The organism is Streptomyces sp. NRRL F-6492, from assembly GCF_001280125.1.
In the GTDB taxonomy this organism is placed as follows: Bacteria; Actinomycetota; Actinomycetes; order Streptomycetales; family Streptomycetaceae; genus Streptomyces.
Map to the genome: position 1 here is coordinate 1 of NZ_LGEG01000230.1, position 20,577 is coordinate 20,577.

The window sequence follows — 20,577 nt, forward strand, 5'->3', positions numbered from 1 at the left end:
GAGTAGTCGAACTCGGCGGCCTGGCCGATCACGATCGGGCCGGAGCCGATGACCAGGACGGACTGGATATCGGTGCGCTTAGGCACGCTCGGCCTCCATCAGGGCGGTTTCCATCAAGAACGTGAAGCGGTCGAAGAGGTACGCGGCGTCGTGCGGGCCCGCTGCCGCCTCGGGGTGGTACTGGACCGAGAAGGCCGGACGGTCGATGAGCCGCAGCCCCTCCACCACCTGGTCGTTCAGGCACACGTGGGTGACCTCCGCCCGGCCGAACGGCGTGTCCACCGGGCCGTCCAGCGGCGCGTCCACGGCGAAGCCGTGGTTGTGCGCGGTGACCTCGACCTCACCGGTGGTGCGGTCCTGGACCGGCTGGTTGATGCCCCGGTGGCCGTACTTCAGCTTGTACGTGCCGAAGCCGAGCGCCCGGCCGAACAGCTGGTGTCCGAAGCAGATCCCGAACAGCGGCGTCCCGCGTTCCAGTACTCCCCTGACCACCGTCAGGTCCGCCGTGGCGGGGTCCCCGGGACCGTTGGACACGAACACCCCGTCCGGCGCCACCGCGTACACCTGCTCCAGCGTGGCGGTGGCGGGCAGGACGTGGACCTCGATGCCGCGCTCGGCCATCCGGTGCGGGGTCATGCCCTTGATGCCGAGGTCGATCGCCGCGACGGTGAACTTCTTCTCGCCGACGGCGGGGACGACGTACGGCCTGTCCGTGGCGACCTCGGCGGAGAGGTTCGCGCCCCTCATCGGCGGGGCCTGCCGCACCCGTTCGAGGAGCACCGCCTCGTCCTCGACCGCCTCCCCGGAGAAGATGCCGACGCGCATCGCGCCGCGCTCGCGCAGGTGGCGGGTGAGGGCGCGGGTGTCGACGCCGGAGATCCCGACGACGCCCTCGGCGGCCAGTTCCTCGTCCAGGGAGCGCTTGGACCGCCAGCTGGACGGCATCCGGGCGGGGTCGCGGACCACGTAGCCCGCCACCCAGATGCGGCCGGACTCGGGGTCCTCGTCGTTGACGCCGGTGTTGCCGACGTGCGGGGCGGTCATCACCACGACCTGGCGGTGGTACGACGGGTCGGTCAGGGTCTCCTGGTAGCCGGTCATGCCGGTGTTGAAGACCGCCTCGCCGAAGGTCTCCCCCACCGCGCCGTAGGCGCGCCCGCGGAAACTGCGTCCGTCCTCCAGGACGAGCACCGCGCCCGCGGCCCCGCCGGCTTCTCTCCGCGTCCCCACGTCAGATCACCCCGTTGACGAGAACCATGTACAGCGCGACGCCGCCGCCGATCGACAGCAGGGCGTTGTCCGTCTTCCAGTACATGACCGCCGCCACGGCGAGCGAGACCAGCTTCGGCAGCCCGAACGGGTAGACGGTCACGTCGAGGTCCTTGATGGTGTACGCCACGAGGAGCACCATCACCCCGGTCGGCATCTTCTCGCCGAGGTAGCGCAGGTAGCCGCTCGTGGCCAGCTTCCCCAGGACGACGAAGGGGGCGGCCCGGAGGGCCAGGGTCACCAGGGCGATCACGCCGACGACGGCGAACGCGTGCGCGTCGGAAAGGGTGTTCACTTCGCCTGCTCCTCGTTCTCGTCGGTGTCCGTGTCGGTGTTCGTGCCCGTGCTCGCGTCCGTGTTCCTGCCCCGGTCCTTCCGGTACATGGCGCTGATGACGACCACGTAGAGCAGCAGGCTCACGATGAGGAACGACTCCCCGATCACGTACCGGTCCACGAGGTAGCCGATCACTCCGGCGCCCAGGGCGAGGAGGACGAGGGTCGCGCTCCTGCTGGTGCGCACCGCGTTGACCGCGAGGGTCAGGAACATGGCGGTGAGGGCGAACTCGAAGCCCTTGACGCTCTCCGGGATCACCTGGCCGAGCAGGGCGCCGAGCAGCGCGCCGAGGAACCACCAGACGTGGCTGACCACTTGGAGGACGGTGATCTGCCGGCCGGTCAGGTGCATGCCGGGGCCGGCGGAGGTGATGCCGTAGGTCTCGTCGGTCAGGGCGAAGACGCCGTACGCCTTCCGCGCCTTCCCGCGCAGCCGGTCGATCGGGAAGGACAGGCCGTAGAAGATGTGCCGGAAGTTCACGATCAGCGAGGTGAACGCGACCTGGTAGAGCGGCAGTCCGGCCACCATGAAGCCGACGGCGAGGAACTCGATGGATCCCGCGTAGATCAGCAGGGTGGAGAGCGGGGCCCAGTACCAGTTGATGCCGCTCGCGGTCAGCAGCACGCCGAACGCCACTCCCAGCGGGATGTACGCCATGGCGACGGGCACGGTGAGCCGGACCGCCTCTCCGAAGCCTCCCTCGGGCTGCCGGTGGTCCGTCCGTTCTGTGGGGGGCGGCGATGCGCGCATGCTCTCTCCTGCGAGTTCGTGTTCGTGGGGGCCCGGGCGGCCGGGGGGAGAGGGGGTTCGGTGGATCCTCTCCCCCCGGTCGCCGGCGGGACTCAGACCGCGGACGGGATGGGGGCGGCCCAGTAACTGGCGGCCTTGGGGTCGATGCCCCGGGCGAGTGGGTCGCGGACCACCCGCGCCAGGAGGCCGAGGGGGGTGACCACCAGGTAGTAGACGATGGCCAGTAGTACGGTACGCACGGCTCGTACGCCCTTTCTGTTGCTTTCTATCGGTTTCTGACGCTTTTTTGGTCAGTCGAGGGGGATCTCGTCTCGCCAGTCGGTCTCCTCCCGCCAGACCGGCTGGTCCTCCTTGCGGAGCAGGAAGTTGCCGACGGCGAGGCGGTCGATGTCGGTCCGCATGAAGCAGGCGTACGCCTCGGCGGGGCTGGCGACGATCGGCTCGCCGCGCACGTTGAAGGAGGTGTTGACCAGGACCGGGCAGCCGGTCTGCTCCTTGAACTCGGTGAGCAGCCGGTGGTACGGGGCGTTCCGCTCGGCGGTGACGGTCTGCACCCGGGCCGAGTGGTCGACGTGGGTGACGGCCGGAATGGTGGAGCGCCGCACCTTGAGCAGGTCGAGTCCGCCGACGCCGTCGTCCCCCGCCTCCGTCTCGATCCGCTGGGCGGGCGAGACGCCGGTGACCACCAGCATGTAGGGGCTCTCCTGGTGGAGTTCGAAGTAGTCCTTGGCGTCCTCGGCGAGCACCGAGGGGGCGAAGGGCCGGAATGACTCCCGGAACTTGATCTTGAGGTTCATGGCGGACTGCATGGCCGGGTCGCGCGGGTCGCCGACGATCGACCGCGCGCCCAGCGCCCGGGGCCCGAACTCCATCCGGCCCTGGAACCAGCCGACGATCTTCCCCCGCGCCAGCTCCGCCGCGGTCTGGCGGGCCAGCTCCTCGGGGGTGAGGCGGGTGTACGGGATGCCCTGCCCGTCCAGGTAGGCGGCGATCTCCTCGTCGTCGAACTCGGGACCGAGCAGCGAGCCGGACATGCCGTCCGTGCCGTTGCCGAGGTGGTCGCGCCGGGCGCCGCGGTCCGAGGCGACGGCGAGGGCCGCGCCGAGCGCGCCGCCCGCGTCGCCCGCCGCGGGCTGGACCCACACCTCGTCGAAGATGCCCGCGTTGATGATCCTGCCGTTGGAGACGCAGTTCAGGGCCACTCCGCCGGCCATCACCAGGTGGCGCTCGCCCGTGACCTCGCGGGCGTGCTGCGCGAGGAGGAGCACGACCTCCTCGGTGACCTGCTGCACCGAGGCGGCGAGGTCGAACTCCCGCTCGGTGAGAGGGCCTTCGGGGGATCGGCGAGGACCGCCGAAGAGCTTCTCGAAGCCGCGTCCGGTCATCACCTGGCCGCGCAGGTACTCGAAGTAGTCCATGTCGAGCCGGAACGAGCCGTCCGGCTTGATGTCGATCAGCTTCTCGCGGATCAGCTGGGCGTAGCGGGGCTTGCCGTAGGGGGCGAGGCCCATCAGCTTGTACTCGCCCGAGTCGACCTTGAAGCCGCAGAAGTAGGTGAACGCCGAGTACAGCAGGCCGAGGGAGTGCGGGAAGCGGATCTCGGAGACCGCGTCCAGCTCGGTGCCGCGGCCGTGCCACAGCGTGGTGGTGGCCCATTCGCCGACCCCGTCGATGCACAGCACGGCGGCGGACTCGTAGGGGCTGGGGTAGAACGCCGAGGCGGCGTGCGACTCGTGGTGCCGGCGGACGTGGAGCTCGGGGACCCGGCCCAGGCCGAGGCCGGCCAGCTCGCCGCGGACCACGTCGGCGGTGCGGCGCTTCCACTTCAGCCAGCCGGGGAGGGTGTCGCGGAAGGAGGGGAAGCCGCCCGGCGCGGCGCCGGCGAAGGTGGTGAGGACGCGGCGCCACTTCAGCTCCGGGTCCTCGTAGTAGGCGACGGCGGAGACGTCGTCGAGGGTGGCGCCCGCCTCCTCCAGGCAGTAGCGGATGGCATTGGCGGGGAAGGCCGAGTCGTGCCGGACGCGGCTGAACCGCTCCTCCTGGGCGGCGGCCACGGGGACGCCGTCGACGATCAGGGCAGCCGCGCTGTCGTGGTAGTAGGCGGCTATGCCCAGGATCAGATCGGGCATGGGAGTGCTCCTCGGGGTGGGATGCGGCGGTGGGGTGCGGCGGTGGGTACGGCGGTGAGGTGCGGCGGTGGGGTGCGGCGGTGGGTTCGGGACCTGCGGGGCGGGTCTGCGTTCCTGCGGGCGGGCGGGTCAGCGGGGCTTGCCCGCGGAGCGCGCGGCCCGGCGCGCGGCCTGGCGGGCCCGGAAGCCCGTCGGCGGGTTGAGCGAGCGGTATCCGGTGCGCACGCGCGCCCAGGCGGCGTCCACCGCGCCCGCGCCCTGGGAGACCGTGAGGGACGACAGGTAGGTGTCGATGGCGTCGGCGGCCCACGCCGAGTGACCGGTGGCCACGTTGTCCACGGTGTTGTGGATGTCGACGAAGCGGGTGCTGAACCCGTACTTCTTCAGGGCGAGCCGGGCCCGCCGGTAGGTGCCGCCGACGCCGGAGAGCTCCATCGCCAGGTTCAGGCCGAGCACCTCGGGCATGAAGGTCTGCGGGAACCGGCCGATGCTCAGCCAGTACACCGGCAGCTCGAAGGAGGAGTCCCGGAAGCCCTCCCACTCCGCGAACGCGCGGGCGGCGGTGGGCGGCAGGTCGGCGCCCATCTCGGTGAGCACCTCGCGGTAGATGAGCGGGTGGTTCAGGTCCGCCTCGCCGTTGCCCAGCTCGTCCCAGTAGGTGTCGAAGAGGGAGTGCCCGATCTCCGACGAGGCGTGCTCGTAGTCGGTGAAGCCCATGATCCAGGCCCCGTCGATCAGGGTCAGCGGGGCGAGCTGCACGGTGGAGTCGACCAGCGCCTCGCGACTGGGCAGCTCCTGCGCGGTGCCCTGCTCGAACGCCTCGCTGTGCCGGTCGTGCATGTCCACCAGCCAGGGCCGCAGCCCCCGCGGGGTCCACCGCCGCGGCAGCGGCGTCTCCGCGTCGTCCATGCCGTGCCGCGACCGGCCGAGCCAGCCGTGCGCGTACTCGTGGGCCCAGGCGCGCACCGCGGGCGTGTCGGTGCGGTTCAGGAGCAGGTGGTAGGCCTCCCGCAGGTCCTCGGGGGGCCGCCCGTCGGACTCGGCCCGCCAGGCGGTGAGGCCGAGCGGACGGGACGGGGCGAGGGCCGCGCCGCCCTCGGGGGTGCCGACCGCGGGTCCGGGCAGGGAGCCGATCCACCGGCGCACCACGTCCAGGTCCTCGGGCGAGAACACCCGGAACATCTGGCCGTTCTCCCCCACCAGGCCGTTGACCAGCATGCTCCTGCCCGGGTCGCCCGGCCGCACCAGGCGGCTGCGGGACAGCGCCCCCAGCATGGGCCGCGGGTCGGTCCGGCACTCCTTCAGCCAGTCGGCGAGCGGCCGCCCCTCCAGGGGGAACCCGTGGTGGTACACCGCGCCCTCGCGGGCCCGCTGCCGCATCAGCTCGGCCATCTCGAACGCCGGGTCGACGGCGGCGGCCAGCTCGTCGTACAGCCGCCGCGTCCACTCCCGCAGGGCGGCCAGCGCCCAGCGGAAGCCGGTGGCGACCCGTACGCGGGCGTCCTCGCCGTCCCGCTCGACGACCCGCCGCACGGCGGCCAGGGCCAGGTCCGCGCCGCCGGGGCCCGTACCGCGCCCGGTGGCGGGGTCGACGGTCTCCCAGCGGGTGACCGCCGGCAGCTCGGCCCGTACCGGCGTCAGCGCCGGCAGCAGGCCCGCCGACCGCAGGCACAGGTCGGCGCCGAGGATCTCCGGCAGGAAGTCGTCCGGGCGCCGGCTCATGGCGAGCAGCAGGGCCGGGAGGCGGAAGTGGCCGTCGTCCAGGCGCTGGTCGGCCGCGAGCCGGCCGGCGGGCACGGCGTTCTCGGACACGCCCAGGTGCCGCAGCACCGGCAGGTAGGCGTCGCCGCGCGAGGCGCGCGGGTCGCCGACGCCGAGGTCCGACGCGTACAGGGCGAGGACGGCCAGGACGGCGGGGTCGTCCCCGTTGCCCGGCGAACTCAGCCACTGCAGCCAGGCGCCGGACATCAGCGCGAGCGGCGCGCAGGCCAGCGCGGTGCGGCGGACGAGCACGGCCCGGGTGCCGGGGTCGAGCGGGCCCATCAGCTCCTGGAACCGCAGGGCCTCCGTCGCCGACCAGTCGGACGCCCGCTGCCGCAGGTCGTCCAGGGTGCCGTCCGGGTCCTGGCCGGCGGCGAGCTCGGCGCGGATCTGGGCGAGCAGACGGCCCGAGGGCAGGGCCGCCTCGGGGTCCACGACTCTGCCGTAGACGGCCCCGGCGGTTTCGGCGGTTTCGGCGGCGGGGGCGGGGTCCGGGCCGGTGGGGCGGGTCGGTGCCGCGGCCACGGTGGGCGCTGCCACGTCGGTCCTCTCTCTCGGGTGCGGGGTTTGCCGGTCGGTGACCGGTCAGAACATCGGGTAGATGGAGGCGTCGTTCTTCGGCTTCGGCCGACGGCCGAGGAGCTTGTCGACGAGGTTGCGCAGGAAGGCCATGACGGTGTCCTTTGAGGTGGCGGAGAAGGGGTCGGGGGGGCAGGGGGGTGCTAGCTGAGGCCGAGTTCCCCGGCGAGGAGCCCGGCGACGAGGTCGTGGCCCTCGTCGGTGAAGTGGATGCGGTCGACGAAGAGCCAGTCGTCCTTGCCGATCGCGTCGGCGATGACCGGGTTGCTGTCGAGGTAGCGCACGCCCATCCGCTCGCAGCCGGCCTGGAGCGCCTTGGAGTACGTCTCCCGGGCGTCCATCGACGAGATGTCGCCGTAGACCGCGCCGAAGTTGGAGAGGGCGTCGAGCTCCTCGAAGATCAGCTTCTCCTGCGGGGCGGGCTCCTCGCGGACCCAGGTGGCCAGCGGCTGGAGCACGAAGGTCAGCTTCGCGCCCATGCCCTCGGCCAGCAGCCGCCAGCCGTCCAGGTGGCGCAGCGTCGTCTCGGAGCCGATGTCGATCTGCTCCGAGAGGTCCGGGACCCGGGTGTCGACGGGCTCGGGGGCCGGCTGACGGCGGCCGCCGAACAGGCCGCGTCCGGTGGACGCCTTGCGGTTGCGGGTGCGCAGCTCCTCCATCTGCCCGTAGAAGTCGTTGCAGTTGAAGAACGCGCCGCTGTCGCCGCGCACGGAGGAGGGCAGCCGGCTCAGGCCGAGGTCGTTGAAGCCGGAGAAGAGGACGATCTCGTCGACCTTGGGAAGCAGGTGCCGGTAGAGGGTGAAGAGGAGCAGTTCCTGGGTGGAGTTGTGGCTGCGGCCGGCGAAGTTGAGCCACGGCAGGGACGGGGCGTGCTCGCTCCACAGCCGCGAGGGCAGGGTGTGCCGGTCGGCGCTGGCGCCGATGCCGAACGAGGTGGAGCTGCCGGCGAACAGCCGGACCGGCCCTTCGGGGAGCGGCCCGCCGACCGAGGCGGTCCGCCCGTCCGGACCGTGGGAGACGCGGAAGCCGAGCCGGTCCGTGTTGACGACGTCGGAGCGGTGGCCGGCGGCGTGGAAGTACATGAGGTACGGCATCCAGCGGATGTCGCCGCGGTCGTCGAACTTCTCGGAGTACTGCAGCATCTGCGGGGTGAGGGCGGCGCGATGGGACATGTGCGGGGTGCTCCTTGCGGGTGCGGTGCGGGCGGCGGATCGGCGTGTTCGGGTGCCTGGGGACCGGCTTGTTCGGGTCTCGCGCATCGGCGGGCTCGGGTCTCGCGCATCGGCGGGTTCGGGTCCCGCGCATCGGCGGGTTCGGGTCCCGCGCGTGGGCGGGTTCGGGTCCCGCGCGTGGGCGGGTTCGGGTCCCGCGCGTGGGCGGGTTCGGGTCCCGCGCGTGGGTGACGGGGAGGATCAGTCCAGCGCCTGGGCGAAGTCCGCCTTCAGGTCGTCGAGGTGTTCGAGGCCGACGGCGATGCGGACCGTCCCCTCCGTGATCCCGATGGCGCGCAGGCCCTCGGCGTCCATCGAGCGGTGGGAGGTGGCGGAGGGCTGCTGCACGAGGGTCTTGAAGCCGCCGAGGGAGACGGCGCGGTCGGCGACCCGCAGCCGCCGGGTGAACTCGACGGTCTCCTTGCGCCCGCCCTCGACGTCGATGGCCAGGACGCCGCCGTACCCGTCGGGCAGCAGGCGCCGGGCCAGCTCGTGGCCGGGGTGGTCGGGGAGTCCGGGCCAGTGGACCTTGGCGACCCTGGGGTGGCCGGACAGGAACGTGGCGAGGCCGTCGGCGTTCTCGTGGTGGCGGCGCATGCGCAGCCCCAGGGTGGCGAGTCCGCGCAGGGTCAGCCAGGCGGCGAACGGGTCGGCGATGGTGCCGGTCTCCAGCGAGCGGGACCACACCTCGCGGTGCAGCGCGGCGTCGGCGAAGGAGGCGATGCCGCCGAGGACGTCGCAGTGGCCGGAGAGGAACTTGGTGGAGGAGTGCACCACCACGTCGGCCCCGAGGGAGATCGGCCGGCAGCCGATCGGGGAGGCGAAGGTGTTGTCGACGACGCAGGTCAGCCCGGCGGCCCGGCCGGCGGCGAAGAAGGCGGGCAGGTCGGTGACCTGGGCGGTGGGGTTGGAGAGGGTCTCCAGGTAGAGGACCTTGGTGGTCGGCCGCAGGGCCTCGGTGACCTCGGCCGCGTCCCGCCCGTCGACGTAGGTGACGTCCACGCCGTAGCGTGCGGAGAGGTCGCGCAGCAGGGCGAACGTCCCGCCGTACAGGTGCTTCTGGACGATGACGTGGTCGCCGCTGCCGAGCAGGGTGTGCAGCACCGTGTGGATCGCGCCCATGCCGCTGGAGGTGGCGAGGCTGGCGGCGGCGCCCTCCAGGGCGGAGACGGCGTTCTCCAGGGCGCGGACCGTGGGGTTGGAGTTGCGCAGGTAGGCGAACGACTCCGGGCTGTTGATGGCCTCGGCCAGGTCCTCGGGGTTGTCGTAGCCGAAGTTGGCGGTCTGGTAGAGCGGCGTGTTCAGCGGCCGGGCCCCACCCAGATCGGGAATCCCTACATGGATCGCCTGGGTCTCCGGATGCAGCTGTGTCGGCACGGTGTTCCTCTCGGGGTGTGGGGATTGCCCGGCGTACTCGGCGTACCGCGGCGGAACTCAGCTTCACGCGGTCCGGGCCGCCTGTCACCGCTTGCCGGGTGCCACGAAGATGCATGGCACGGGTGTGCCAGAAAACGCCCCGGCGACCGGGAAAACCCCTCGTGGGAAAGGATGTCGCGGCAGTTTCGTGCGATGCACTTTCGTGCCGGTGGGGAAGCGTGGCGCGGCCCGGGGCGGCGCCGGAGGATGGGTGCCCGTCGCCCACGAACGCCGAGGAGAGGCAGTACGTCGATGAACACCGCAGAACCGGTGCGCGAGCTGACGGTCGTCCGCACGGAACCGGAGGCAGAGGGGGTCCTGGGGGTCACGCTGGCGGATCCGGGCGGCGGCCCGCTGCCGGAGTGGGCGCCGGGGGCGCACGTCGACGTCGAGCTGCCGTCGGGCCTCGTCCGCTCGTACTCGCTGTGCGGCCGGCCGGAGGACCGCGACGCGTACCGGATCGCGGTGCTGCGCGTCGCGGACGGCCGGGGCGGGTCGGAGGAGCTGCACACGACGGGGCTGACCGGCCGCAGGCTGACGGTGCGCGGCCCGCGCAACCACTTCCCGCTGGTCCCGGCCTCCCGGTACGTGTTCGTGGCGGGCGGGATCGGCATCACGCCGGTCCTGCCGATGCTCCGCGAACTGTCGGGACGCCCGAATGCGCCGAGCTGGTCACTGCTCTACGGCGGCAGGTCCCTGGACACCATGGCCTTCCGGGCGGAGCTGTCCGCCCTGCGCGGCGGGGAGGTCGTCCTGTGGCCGCAGGACAGCCACGGCCTGCCGGACCTGGACCGGACGCTGACGGGACTGCCGGAGGGAACGGTGGTCTACTGCTGCGGCCCGGAGGGCCTGCTGGAGGCGGTACGGAGCCGCACCGAGCGCCTGCTGCCGCCGGGCTCCCTGCACCTGGAGCGCTTCCGCCCGCCGCCCCGGCCCGACGTCCCCCCGGCCGACGGAAGCTTCGAGGTGGAACTGCGCCGCACCGGGACGACCCTCCGCGTGCCGGCCGACCGGAGCCTCCTCGACGTGGTCCGCGAGACGGTGCCGGAGGTCCCGTACTCCTGCGAGCAGGGCATCTGCGGCACCTGCGAGACGAAGGTCCTCGCGGGCACCCCGGACCACCGGGACACGCTCCTCACGGACGAGGAACGCGAGACGGGAACGACGATGATGATCTGCGTGGGCCGCTCCAGAAGCGCCCGCCTGACGCTGGACCTGTAGGAACGGGAACGGCCTGGCAGGCGCCTCCGGGGAGGCCGGCCCTCCCGGCACCCGCGGACCGGCCGCCGACGGAGCGTCCAGTCGCTCGCTTGGCACGATGTCCGGGTGTTCGACTTCGACATCGAGACCTACGCCCCCGAGTGGCTGTGCGGCCGTGCCGCGATCACCGCCGGCCACGGCGACCGTCTGCGCGCGCTCGTGGGGAGGACGCTGACACGGGCCTGGCTGCTGTGGGACGTCGCGGACGACACGTGGTTCGCCGACGGTCCCGTTCTGCTCGACTTCGGCGGGGAGCAGGCCGAGATCCAGCACCGGAAGTTCGACGACCTCGCGGTGAGCTGGAACTCCCTGGCTCCCCGCGGGTCCGCCCACTGGCCGGGGTTCGACCTGCGCCGGCGCCACGACGCGGTGCCGGCCCCGGCCTCGCTCCAGGGCCGGGTGCTCCGGGACGTCGAGCTCCTGGAGTGGCGCGGCGACGACGCGGCCCGGGGGATGGTGGCCATCGGATTCGTCTTCCCGCACGGCCGGGTCACCGTCTTCAACGCGCTCGACGAGAACGGCCTGGGCTTCACGGCACCCGAGCCCTCCTACGAGCACCACTCCCTGGGACAGCCGGCCCCGGCAGCGATGACCGAGCGCGAGGAGGGAGCCGCATGAACGTCCACGACGTCCCGCGGCACCCGGCACCCGGCACCCGGCACCCGGACGAGCACGTCCGCTTCGCCGCCTGCCTCGACGGGCTGAGGCACGTCGCCGACCCGCACGAGTACGAGGGGCGCCCCGAGGCGAGGCCGTTCACCCGCGAGGAGATCCAACGCTTCCTCGACTACGCCGACGACCAGGTCGATCGAGCGGTACGGGCCAAGCGCAAGGGAGCCCTCGCCGCCTACCGCGATGCCACCCTCTTCAAGGTCATCTATGGGTGGGGTCTGCGCCGGACGGAGACATCGAAGCTGGATGTCGTCGACTTCGGGCGGAACGCGAAGGCACCGCAGTTCGGCCGGTACGGCACCCTCAACGTCCGCTACGGCAAAGCGAAGAAGGGGCAGCCACCGCGCCGTCGGAACGTGCTGTCAGTGATGGACTGGGCGGTGGACGCGGTCACCGATTACGTGGAGAACGTACGGCCGCGGTTCGGCTGCGAGGATCACCCCGCCTTGTGGGTGACCGAGCGGGGCGGCCGGGTCAAGCCTGCGGAGATCAACGCCCGGGTTCGTCGCCTACCGCGACGCGCTGAAGCTCCCGAAGGCGCTGACCGTCCACTCCGCTCGCCACTCCTACGTCACCCACCTCACGGAGGACGGGGTTGACCGCCGGTTTCTCCAGCAGCAAGTCGGTCACGAGAATGACAGCTCCACCGCCATTTACACCCACGTCAGCGACGACTTCATGAACACCATGCTCCACAGGGCACTTGCGCCCGCGCTCGCCCCGTTCCCCGCAAACAAGGGCCGCTGATGGCCGCGAAGCTCGACTACCACTGGCACTTGCGCAAGATCATGGCCGACCGAGGGCTCTTCTCCACCACCGACCTCATCCCCCTACTGGACAAACGGGGCATCACCCTGTCGTCCAGCCAGGTCTACCGGCTCGTTGTCGAGCGCCCCGAGCGGCCAGCTGACCCAGCGCCTGAACCAGCTCGGGATCCGGCCCCACCAGGCCCGCAGCACCGCGCTCTTCCAGATCGCCACCGAGATCCCCGCCGCGATCCTCGCCCGCACCCTCGGCATCCACACCGACGTCGCCGTCGCCTGGCAACGACTCTCCGCCGGCGACTGGGCAACCTACGCCGCCGAAGTCAGCAAGCGGCCGATGAGGACAGATCGGTCCCCAGCATCGAATACATGATCATGTCCCGACGCTTTTCACCTACCTGCTGCCAGCTGCGAAGCAGCCCCTCACGCTGGAAGCCCACGCGCTCAGCCGTCCGCTGCGAGGCGGCATTCCACGGCTCGACATATAGCTGAAGACGAGGAATCTGCAGGTCACCGAGGGCCCAGGCGGTGACCGCTCGAAGGGCTTCCGCGGCAACCCCCTGGCCACGAGCCGAGCCGACCACCCAATAGCCCAGCGACGCGCGGCCCTCGTTCAACTCTCTCAGCCACAAGCCGACCGTCCCGACCGATCGGCCGTCCGCAACCCGCACGATGACGAACGGATACCCACTGCCAGTGGACGCCCGCTCCCACTGCCGCTGGACGAAGGCTTCGCCCGCTTCCTGCGAGTACACCGACGGAACGGTCGTGATCAGCGGGATGTAGTCGTCGCTCGACGCCTCCCGGACGAGAGGCAGATCACCAAACTCCCAGGAGCGGAGTACGAAACTGTCGCCTGCAACCAGGCGCGGGACGTCCAAAGGGGCAACCATGATCACATCCTGCCGAGGCCCCCGCCGGGACGCACTCCCATTTCACCGCCGTGACCAAGGCATTCGGACAGTTCCAATACCCGACGTCACCATTACCCCTGTGGCCCGACTCCGAGGAGCGGACCCGGGCCGCCGTCGACAAGGCGTACGCGGACCAGTCCGCCGATGCGCAGCCGCAGGTCGACGAAGCGGCGTAGCCGCTCCCCCGCGCGCTGACCGAAGTCAGCACGCTGCGGACTCTGTGCGGACCGCAAAGGCCGCCCAACCCGCTCCGTCGCAGGTCAGACGGCCTTTCGCCGAACGTATTAGACGTTGAAGCGGAACTCCACCACGTCCCCGTCCTGCATCACGTACTCCTTGCCCTCCATGCGCGCCTTGCCCGCCGCGCGGGCGTCGGCGACCGAGCCCGTTTCGACGAGGTCGGCGAAGGAGATGACCTCGGCCTTGATGAAGCCCTTCTGGAAGTCGGTGTGGATGACGCCGGCCGCCTCGGGGGCCGTGGCGCCCTTCTTGATCGTCCAGGCGCGGGATTCCTTGGGGCCGGCCGTCAGGTAGGTCTGGAGGCCGAGGGTGTCGAAGCCGACGCGGGCGAGGGTGGCGAGGCCGGGCTCCTCGGCGCCGACGGACTGGAGGAGCTCCATGGCGTCCTCCTCGTCGAGCTCGGCGAGGTCCTGCTCCAGCTTGGCGTTGAGGAAGATCGCCTCCGCCGGGGCGACCAGGGCGCTCTGCTCGGCCTTGAAGGCGTCGTCCGTCAGCTCGTCCTCGTCCACGTTGAAGACGTAGAGGAACGGCTTCGCGGTGAGCAGGTGCAGGTCGTGGAGGAGCTCGGCCTTCTCCGAGCCCTGGACGATGCCCTGCGAGAAGAGGGTGTCGCCCTTCTCCAGGATCGCCTGCGCCGCCTCGACCGCGGCGACCTTCGGCGCCACGTCCTTCTTGATCCGGACCTCCTTCTGGAGGCGCGGCAGGACCTTCTCGATCGTCTGGAGGTCCGCGAGGATCAGCTCCGTGTTGATCGTCTCGATGTCGTCCTTCGGCGAGACCTTGCCGTCGACGTGGACGACGTTCTCGTCCTTGAAGGCGCGGATGACCTGGCAGATCGCGTCCGACTCGCGGATGTTCGCCAGGAACTTGTTGCCCAGTCCCTCGCCCTCGCTCGCGCCGCGCACGATGCCCGCGATGTCGACGAAGTCGACCGTCGCCGGGAGCACGCGCTGCGAGCTGAAGATCTCCGCCAGCTTGGTCAGCCGGGCGTCGGGGACGCCGACGACGCCGACGTTGGGCTCGATCGTGGCGAACGGGTAGTTGGCCGCCAGCACGTCGTTCTTGGTCAGGGCGTTGAACAGGGTCGACTTGCCGACATTCGGCAGACCGACGATTCCGATCGTGAGCGACACGGTGGCGACTTCCTGAAGTGTGGATGGTGGGCCGATCCCCCAGTTTACGGGCGGGGCGAACCGGCCAGTGACGCCCGCCTTCGGTCGTTCTCGGGGGCAAGGTCACCCAAAGGGCGTGTCCCGGACCCGTTTCCCGCCCCCTTCCGACCTACGTTGGTCGGGTGGAGCAGCACAGGACAAGTCAGCCCCAGGGGCGCCGACGGCCGAAATCGTCCGGTTCGCCGGCCGCCGCCCCGCCGCCCGCCGCGCCCTCCGGCCCGCTCGTGGAGGGCGCCGCCGTGTACCGCGTGACCGGCAGAGCCGGGCGCGCCCGCGTCGAGCGGGCCCCAGCGCCGGGCGCTCCCGGCCGCGCCCCGGGGGCCGCCCCCGCCCGGCGGCCCGGCGGCCGGCCCGTGCCCCCCGTCGTCCTCGCCCTGCGGCGGCTGCCCGCGCCCCGCCTCACCGGGCTCGGCGCCGGGCTCTTCGCCTCCGCCGTCATGCTGGTGGTCGGCTTCCTCGACCTGCTGCTCCTGGACGGCTCCCCCGTCGCCTACGGGCTGCTGTTCCTGCCGGTCAGCGCCCTGACCGCGCTCTGGGTCCGTACCGCCGACCTGGTCACCGCCCCCATCGGCGTCCCCATCGCCTTCGCCGTCGGCGTCCTCCCCATCGCGGGCGGCACGGGCGGCCTCGGCGGCCAGGCCATGGCCGTCGTGACCGCCCTCGCCGTGCACGCCGGGTGGCTGTACGGCGGCACCCTGGTCGCCGGCGTCATCGCCAGCGTCCGGAAGGTACGGGACATGGGGCGGCGGCAACAGCGCACCCGGGTCACCGGCGGGACGGCCGGGACCGCGGGGACCACGGGGACCACGGGGACCACGGGATCCGTGGCCCCCGTCGCCAAGAGCGCCAAGGCCGCCAAAGCCCGGTGAGGCTCGGTGGGTCGGCGGGTCCCCGTTCCGGCCCTACGCCCCTCCCGCCGCCATCGCCGCCCCCACGATCCCCGCGTTGTTCTCCAGCTCCGCCGGGACGATCTCCGCGCGGATGTCCTCGATCAGCGGCAGGAACTTGTCCGCCTTGCGGCTGACGCCGCCGCCGATGATGAAGAGTTCCGGCGAGAACAGCATCTCCACGTGCGCGAGGTACTTCTGCACCCGCTTGGTCGCCCAGTGCTCCCAGCTGAGGTCCTCGTCCTCCTTGGCCTTCGTCGAGGCCCGCTTCTCCGCGTCGTGGCCCTTGAGCTCCAGGTGCCCCAGCTCCGTGTTCGGGACGAGCCGGCCGTCCACGAAGAGGGCCGAGCCGATGCCCGTGCCGAGGGTCAGCATGATCACCGTGCCCTTGCGGCCCCGGCCCGCGCCGAAGGTCATCTCCGCGATCCCGGCCGCGTCCGCGTCGTTCAGGACTGTCACCGGAAGGCCCCCGACGCGTTCGCCGATGAGCGCGCCCGCGTCGACGCCGATCCAGGACTTGTCCACGTTGGCGGCCGTACGGATCGTGGAGCCCGCCACCACGCCCGGGAAGGTCACCCCCACCGGGCCCGTCCAGCCGAAGTGCGCCACGACCTCCGCGACGCAGCCCGCCACACCGTCGGGCGTGGCGGGCTGCGGGGTCAGTACCTTGTGGCGCTCCTCGGTGAGCGCGCCGCGCTCCAGGTCCACGGGAGCGCCTTTGATCCCCGAGCCGCCGATGTCCACTCCGAAGACGTTCATGGACCCACCGTAAGGGCTGGGGCGGCCCGTTACTCCCCGACCGGGTCGGTCTCCGGCCGGGAGGCCGGGCGACCGGGCGGCCGGGTCACTTCTCGGCCGGCCCGCCCGCGCCGAGCCGCTCGGCCACGGCCCGCAGGTCCTTGTCGCGGAGCTCCTTGGGGAGCGAGAAGGTCAGGGACTCGTCGGCCGTCTTGACGATCTCGACGTCCGCGTACCCCCGCTCGGCCAGCCACTCCAGGACCTCCTGCACCAGGACGTCCGGGACGGAGGCGCCGGAGGAGAGGCCGACGCTGGTCACGCCCTCCAGCCAGGCCTCGTCGATCTCGCTCGCGAAGTCCACGAGGTACGCGGCGGGCACGCCGGCCTGCTTGGCGACCTCGACCATGCGGATCGAGTTGGAGGAGTTCTTCGAGCCGACGACGATCACCAGGTCGGCCTGGCCGGCCAGCTCCTTGATCGCGGTCTGGCGGTTCTGCGTGGCGTAGCAGATGTCGTCGGACGGCGGGGAGATCAGCTGCGGGAACTTCTCCTTCAGCGCGTCGACCGTCTCCATCGTCTCGCTCACCGACAGCGTGGTCTGGGAGAGCCAGACGACCCGGGAGGGGTCGCGGACCTCGACCTTGGCGACGTCCTCGGGGCCGTCGACCAGCTGGATGTGGTCGGGGGCCTCGCCGGAGGTGCCGATGACCTCCTCGTGGCCCTCGTGGCCGATGAGGAGGATGTCGAAGTCCTCCTTGGCGAAGCGGACGGCCTCCTTGTGGACCTTGGTGACCAGCGGGCAGGTGGCGTCGATGGTCGCGAGCCGGCCCTGCCGGGCCTCCTCGTGGACGCTCGGGGCGACGCCGTGCGCGGAGAACATCACGATGTTGCCCGGCGGCACCTCGGTCGCCTGGTCGACGAAGATCGCGCCCTTCCGCTCCAGGGTCTGGACGACGTACTTGTTGTGGACGATCTCGTGCCGGACGTAGATCGGGGCCCCGTACTGCTCCAGGGCCTTCTCCACCGCGATCACGGCACGGTCCACGCCCGCGCAGTAGCCGCGGGGAGCGGCGAGCAGGACACGCTTCGGGCGGTTCGTCGCGGAGGCGGAATCGGGCGTCGACGCGGGCGTTGCAGTCATGCGTCCCATCGTAAGGCCGCGTCCCCGCGCGTCCGCGTCGGCGGGCACGGCGGACGGGCTCCGCGCCCCGCTCTCCCCCCACGGCCGGGTCCTCCGCGCTCCCGTCTCTCTCCCCCCCCGGCCGCATCCTCCGCGCCCCCGTCTCCCCCCACGGCCGCGTCCTCGGCGCCCCGGCCTCCCCCACGGCCGCGTCGCTCAGCGGTTCGGCCGCCGTCGTGGCCGAAACTGAGCCCATGGCCGAGGAATCGCAGGTGGCGGCGGGCGGGAACGGCGGTACGGATCACGCGGGGCTCCGTCGGAATCTCGGGTTCCGCGACCTGGTCGTCTACGGACTGCTCTTCATCGCGCCCATGGCGCCGGTCGGCGTCTTCGGGACGCTCGACGCCAAGTCGCACGGCGCGGTCGCGCTCGTGTACGTGGTGGCGACGGTCGCCATGGCGTTCACGGCGTTCAGCTACGCCCAGATGGTGCGGGTCGCGCCGCAGGCCGGCTCCGTCTTCACGTACGCCCGCAAGGGCCTCGGGGAGGGGCCGGGCTTCGTCGCCGGGTGGATGGCGATGCTCGACTACCTGCTGATCCCCGCCGTCGCCTACCTCTTCGCGGGCATCGCCATGGAGGCGCTCGTCCCCGCGGTCGACCGGTGGGTGTGGACCGGGATCGCCGTGGTCCTCACCACCCTGCTCAACCTGCGGGGCGTGCGGGCGGCGGCCCGCGTCGGCTTCGCGGTGCTCGCGATGGAGATCACCGTCCTGCTGGTCTTCGTCGCGTCGGCGGTGGTGGTGCTCGTACGGGACGGGGCGCGGCGGGACTGGTGGTCGCCGCTGACCGGCGACGCGTCGTTCTCGCTCGCGGCGGTGCTCGGCGCGGTCTCGGTCGCCGTCCTCTCCTACCTGGGCTTCGACGCGATCGCCTCCTTCGCGGAGGAGGTCACCGGGGGGTCGGCGAAGGTGGCGCGGGCGCTGCTCTTCTGCCTGGCGCTCGCGGGCGTGCTCTTCGTGGCGCAGACCTGGCTGGTGGCGCTGCTCGAACCGGTCTCCTCGGCCGAGCTCGCCGCCGACCCCGGCAAGCAGGGGTCCGCCTTCTACGACGCCGTGGACACCTCGGTCGGGGACTGGCTGCACGACCTGGTGGCCGCCTCCAAGGCGATCGGCGCGGCCTTCGCGGCGCTCGCCGGGCAGGCGGCCGGCGGGCGGTTGCTCTTCGCGATGGGCCGCGACCGGCGGCTGCCGCACCTGCTCGCCCGTACGGACGGCGGCGTGCCGCGCGTGGCGCTGCTCGTGTCCGCCACGGTGACGATGGTCGCGGCGGTGTGGGCGGCGCGGCGGGACGACGGCCTCGACCACCTGGTGTCGGTGGTCGACGTCGGCGCGCTGACGGCCTTCGTCCTGCTGCACGCGAGCGTGGTGGGCTGGTTCGCCGTACGCAGGGCGGAGGGGCCGCCGAACGTGCTGAAGCACGTGGTGGCGCCGGTGGTCGGCGCCGTGATCCTGGTCGCGGTGATCGTCGAGGCCTCGGTGGAGGCCCAGGTGGTGGGCGTGGTGTGGCTGGGCATCGGCCTGGTGGTGCTGGCCGTCCAGGGGGCGGCGCGGACGCGGTGAGGGCCCGGCCTTGCGCCCCATGCCTCCCGCCCCCGCCCCGTACGCCGCCTTCGCGACCCCGTACCCCGCCTTCGTCGCCCCGTACGCCGCAACACCCGTACTCCACCCCCCTACCCCGCCCCCGTACGCCGTCCTGACGTTGTCGTACCGCGCCGTTACGCTCGGTCCATGGCTCTGACTACGTCCGCCGAAACGCCGCTGCCCGTCGGTGAGGTCTCCCGGATGATCGGGGGCTGGATCGACCGGCTCGGGGCCGTCTGGGTCGAGGGGCAGATCACGCAGCTGTCGCGGCGCCCCGGTGCCGGGGTCGTCTTCCTGACCCTGCGGGACCCCTCGCACGACGTCTCCGTCGGCGTCACCTGCTACCGGCAGGTCTTCGACGCGGTCGCGGACGTCGTGTCGGAGGGGGCCAGGGTCGTCGTGCACGCCAAGCCCGAGTGGTACGCGCCGCGCGGGCAGCTGTCGCTGCGGGCCGCCGAGATCAAGCCGGTCGGGATCGGGGAGCTGCTCGCCCGGCTGGAACGGCTGAAGCGGAGCCTGGCGGCCGAGGGGCTCTTCGCGCTCGACCGGAAGAAGCCGCTGCCGTTCCTGCCGCGGCGGATCGGTCTCGTCTGCGGCCGCGCGTCGGCGGCGGAGCGGGACGTCCTGGAGAACGCGCGCCGTCGCTGGCCCGCCGTCGCCTTCGAGGTGCGCAACGTCGCGGTGCAGGGCGTGAAGGCGGTCCCGCAGGTGGTCCAGGCGGTCCGGGAGCTCGACGCGGACGGGGACGTGGACGTGATCGTCGTGGCCCGGGGCGGCGGCAGCGTCGAGGACCTGCTGCCGTTCTCGGACGAGCAGCTCGTCCGGGCCGTGGCCGACTGCCGTACGCCGGTGGTCTCCGCGATCGGGCACGAGCCGGACTCGCCCCTGCTCGACCTGGTGGCCGACCTGCGCGCCTCGACGCCGACGGACGCGGCCAAGAAGGTCGTCCCGGACGTCGGCGAGGAGCTGGAGCGGGTGCGCGGCCTTCGCGACCGGGCGCTGCGGACCGTGCAGGGGCTCCTGGACCGGGAGGAGCGCGGCCTGGCGCACGCGCTCGCGCGGCCCGTCATGGAGCAGCCGCTGCGCGTGGTCGAGGTCCGCGAGGACGAGGTGTCGGCGCTGCTCGCCCGGAGCCGGCGGGTCCTCGGGCACCTCCTCGACCGGGCCGACTCCGAGCTGTCGCACACGCGGGCGCGGGTCCGGGCGCTGTCGCCCGCGGCGACGCTGGAGCGTGGGTACGCGGTGCTCCAGCGGGCGGACGGCACGGTGGTCCGCTCCCCGGAGGAGGTCGCCGGGGGCGAGGAGCTGCGGGCCCGGGTCGCGGAGGGCGACTTCGCGGTGCGGCGCGTGGCGGACTCCGGCTGAGCGGCCCGAAGACCTCATGACGGATCACCCCATCGACAGAAGGACGGACATGGCAGCGGGTACGGGTACGGACGGGACCGCCCTCGGGTACGAGCAGGCGCGGGACGAGCTGATCGAGGTCGTCCGGCGGCTGGAAGCGGGCGGGACCACCCTGGAGGACTCCCTCGCGCTCTGGGAGCGCGGCGAGGAGCTGGCGAAGGTGTGCCGACTCCGCCTGGAGGGCGCCCGGGCCCGTCTGGACGCCGCGCTGGCGGCGGACGCGGACGGGGAGGACGGCGGAGGCGCCACGGAGTGAGGTCCGGGCCGCGACGGGCGGTGGCCTCCGGGCCGCGCCGGGGAGCGGGGATCGGGGTG

Annotated in this window: 20 protein-coding genes and 1 pseudogene; 9 read left to right on the forward strand and 12 right to left on the reverse strand. The window is 72.3% G+C overall.

Translation table 11 applies throughout. From position 1 onward, the window contains the following. Positions 1–78: 78 nt before the first annotated feature. The 8 genes from carA to ADL08_RS22550 form a co-directional block, all read right to left on the reverse strand. Positions 79–1,230: a glutamine-hydrolyzing carbamoyl-phosphate synthase small subunit gene (gene carA, locus ADL08_RS22520; protein WP_053645812.1), complete on the reverse strand. Its 1,152-nt coding sequence runs from the start codon at positions 1,228–1,230 to the stop codon at positions 79–81. 1 nt (position 1,231) lies between these two features. After that, the gene (locus ADL08_RS22525; RefSeq protein WP_053645814.1) at positions 1,232–1,564 is read right to left on the reverse strand and encodes a branched-chain amino acid transporter permease; all 333 of its coding nucleotides are present in this window, start codon (positions 1,562–1,564) and stop codon (positions 1,232–1,234) included. Then, positions 1,561–2,355, reverse strand: coding sequence for an AzlC family ABC transporter permease (locus ADL08_RS22530; RefSeq protein ID WP_063885342.1), 795 nt, complete (start codon positions 2,353–2,355; stop codon positions 1,561–1,563). Before ADL08_RS22530 ends, ADL08_RS22525 begins: the two co-directional genes overlap by 4 nt. A 92-nt stretch (positions 2,356–2,447) precedes the next feature. Next, positions 2,448–2,594: a hypothetical protein gene (locus ADL08_RS37675; RefSeq protein ID WP_199837065.1), complete on the reverse strand. Its 147-nt coding sequence runs from the start codon at positions 2,592–2,594 to the stop codon at positions 2,448–2,450. A 51-nt stretch (positions 2,595–2,645) separates the two neighbouring features. Beyond that, positions 2,646–4,484, reverse strand: coding sequence for a carbamoyltransferase (locus ADL08_RS22535; RefSeq protein WP_053645815.1), 1,839 nt, complete (start codon positions 4,482–4,484; stop codon positions 2,646–2,648). A gap of 129 nt (positions 4,485–4,613) precedes the next feature. Continuing rightward, positions 4,614–6,785: an iron-containing redox enzyme family protein gene (locus ADL08_RS22540; RefSeq protein ID WP_199837066.1), complete on the reverse strand. Its 2,172-nt coding sequence runs from the start codon at positions 6,783–6,785 to the stop codon at positions 4,614–4,616. Positions 6,786–6,967: 182 nt separating this feature from the next. Beyond that, entirely contained in the window at positions 6,968–7,996 is a 1,029-nt protein-coding gene (locus ADL08_RS22545) for an SGNH/GDSL hydrolase family protein (protein ID WP_053645817.1), read from the reverse strand. Between the two features lie 240 nt (positions 7,997–8,236). Then, the gene (locus ADL08_RS22550; protein ID WP_053645818.1) at positions 8,237–9,412 is read right to left on the reverse strand and encodes a trans-sulfuration enzyme family protein; all 1,176 of its coding nucleotides are present in this window, start codon (positions 9,410–9,412) and stop codon (positions 8,237–8,239) included. A gap of 291 nt (positions 9,413–9,703) precedes the next feature. On the opposite strand from ADL08_RS22550, the gene ADL08_RS22555 reads away from it, so the two are divergent. The 5 genes and pseudogenes from ADL08_RS22555 to ADL08_RS39245 all read left to right on the forward strand — a co-directional run. Beyond that, entirely contained in the window at positions 9,704–10,672 is a 969-nt protein-coding gene (locus ADL08_RS22555; protein ID WP_053645819.1) for a PDR/VanB family oxidoreductase, read from the forward strand. 105 nt (positions 10,673–10,777) lie between these two features. Continuing rightward, complete coding sequence (locus tag ADL08_RS22560; RefSeq protein WP_053645821.1) at positions 10,778–11,329, forward strand: hypothetical protein; 552 nt, start codon at positions 10,778–10,780, stop codon at positions 11,327–11,329. Continuing rightward, positions 11,326–11,982, forward strand: a complete 657-nt coding sequence (locus ADL08_RS22565) for a site-specific integrase (protein WP_234352232.1) — start codon at positions 11,326–11,328, stop codon at positions 11,980–11,982. Before ADL08_RS22560 ends, ADL08_RS22565 begins: the two co-directional genes overlap by 4 nt. Continuing rightward, the gene (locus ADL08_RS38335) at positions 11,924–12,130 is read left to right on the forward strand and encodes a tyrosine-type recombinase/integrase (RefSeq protein WP_234352233.1); all 207 of its coding nucleotides are present in this window, start codon (positions 11,924–11,926) and stop codon (positions 12,128–12,130) included. The genes ADL08_RS22565 and ADL08_RS38335 overlap by 59 nt, the downstream gene beginning before the upstream one ends. Next, positions 12,130–12,285, forward strand: a pseudogene (locus tag ADL08_RS39245) (helix-turn-helix domain-containing protein); the annotation flags it as partial. The gene ADL08_RS38335 and the pseudogene ADL08_RS39245, both read left to right, overlap by 1 nt. 185 nt (positions 12,286–12,470) lie before the next feature. On the opposite strand, the gene ADL08_RS22575 reads toward ADL08_RS39245, so the two are convergent. Both ADL08_RS22575 and ychF read right to left on the reverse strand, forming a co-directional pair. Next, complete coding sequence (locus tag ADL08_RS22575; protein ID WP_053645824.1) at positions 12,471–13,040, reverse strand: GNAT family N-acetyltransferase; 570 nt, start codon at positions 13,038–13,040, stop codon at positions 12,471–12,473. A gap of 305 nt (positions 13,041–13,345) precedes the next feature. After that, a complete protein-coding gene (gene ychF / locus ADL08_RS22580) occupies positions 13,346–14,434 on the reverse strand; it encodes a redox-regulated ATPase YchF (protein WP_053645826.1) in 1,089 nt (362 codons plus the stop codon). A 161-nt stretch (positions 14,435–14,595) separates the two neighbouring features. On the opposite strand from ychF, the gene ADL08_RS36775 reads away from it, so the two are divergent. Next, positions 14,596–15,342: a DUF6542 domain-containing protein gene (locus ADL08_RS36775; RefSeq protein ID WP_420709649.1), complete on the forward strand. Its 747-nt coding sequence runs from the start codon at positions 14,596–14,598 to the stop codon at positions 15,340–15,342. Positions 15,343–15,375: 33 nt separating this feature from the next. On the opposite strand, the gene ppgK is transcribed toward ADL08_RS36775, so the two are convergent. Both ppgK and ADL08_RS22595 read right to left on the reverse strand, forming a co-directional pair. Next, entirely contained in the window at positions 15,376–16,119 is a 744-nt protein-coding gene (ppgK, locus tag ADL08_RS22590; protein ID WP_053645828.1) for a polyphosphate--glucose phosphotransferase, read from the reverse strand. An 85-nt stretch (positions 16,120–16,204) separates the two neighbouring features. Next, positions 16,205–17,248: a 4-hydroxy-3-methylbut-2-enyl diphosphate reductase gene (locus ADL08_RS22595; RefSeq protein WP_199837067.1), complete on the reverse strand. Its 1,044-nt coding sequence runs from the start codon at positions 17,246–17,248 to the stop codon at positions 16,205–16,207. A gap of 224 nt (positions 17,249–17,472) precedes the next feature. Here ADL08_RS22595 and ADL08_RS22600 point away from each other — a divergent pair, with 224 nt between their 5' ends. The 3 genes from ADL08_RS22600 (at position 17,473) to ADL08_RS22610 (ending at position 20,518) form a co-directional block, all read left to right on the forward strand. After that, a complete protein-coding gene (locus ADL08_RS22600) occupies positions 17,473–18,837 on the forward strand; it encodes an APC family permease (RefSeq protein ID WP_053645830.1) in 1,365 nt (454 codons plus the stop codon). Positions 18,838–19,005: 168 nt separating this feature from the next. Beyond that, complete coding sequence (gene xseA, locus ADL08_RS22605) at positions 19,006–20,223, forward strand: exodeoxyribonuclease VII large subunit (protein WP_053645832.1); 1,218 nt, start codon at positions 19,006–19,008, stop codon at positions 20,221–20,223. A 49-nt stretch (positions 20,224–20,272) separates the two neighbouring features. Continuing rightward, positions 20,273–20,518, forward strand: a complete 246-nt coding sequence (locus ADL08_RS22610) for an exodeoxyribonuclease VII small subunit (RefSeq protein WP_053645834.1) — start codon at positions 20,273–20,275, stop codon at positions 20,516–20,518. Positions 20,519–20,577 lie beyond the last annotated feature (59 nt).

Coding starts and splice junctions, on each gene's coding strand:
- ADL08_RS22610 (WP_053645834.1), top strand. CDS start 20,273: ATGGCAGCGGGTACGGGTACGGACGGGACCGCCCTCGGGTACGAGCAG.
- xseA (WP_053645832.1), top strand. CDS start 19,006: ATGGCTCTGACTACGTCCGCCGAAACGCCGCTGCCCGTCGGTGAGGTC.
- ADL08_RS22535 (WP_053645815.1), bottom strand. CDS start 4,484: ATGCCCGATCTGATCCTGGGCATAGCCGCCTACTACCACGACAGCGCG.
- ADL08_RS22565 (WP_234352232.1), top strand. CDS start 11,326: ATGAACGTCCACGACGTCCCGCGGCACCCGGCACCCGGCACCCGGCAC.
- ADL08_RS22530 (WP_063885342.1), bottom strand. CDS start 2,355: ATGCGCGCATCGCCGCCCCCCACAGAACGGACGGACCACCGGCAGCCC.
- ppgK (WP_053645828.1), bottom strand. CDS start 16,119: ATGAACGTCTTCGGAGTGGACATCGGCGGCTCGGGGATCAAAGGCGCT.
- ADL08_RS22545 (WP_053645817.1), bottom strand. CDS start 7,996: ATGTCCCATCGCGCCGCCCTCACCCCGCAGATGCTGCAGTACTCCGAG.
- ADL08_RS22600 (WP_053645830.1), top strand. CDS start 17,473: ATGGCCGAGGAATCGCAGGTGGCGGCGGGCGGGAACGGCGGTACGGAT.
- ADL08_RS22595 (WP_199837067.1), bottom strand. CDS start 17,248: ATGGGACGCATGACTGCAACGCCCGCGTCGACGCCCGATTCCGCCTCC.
- ADL08_RS22555 (WP_053645819.1), top strand. CDS start 9,704: ATGAACACCGCAGAACCGGTGCGCGAGCTGACGGTCGTCCGCACGGAA.
- ADL08_RS22575 (WP_053645824.1), bottom strand. CDS start 13,040: ATGGTTGCCCCTTTGGACGTCCCGCGCCTGGTTGCAGGCGACAGTTTC.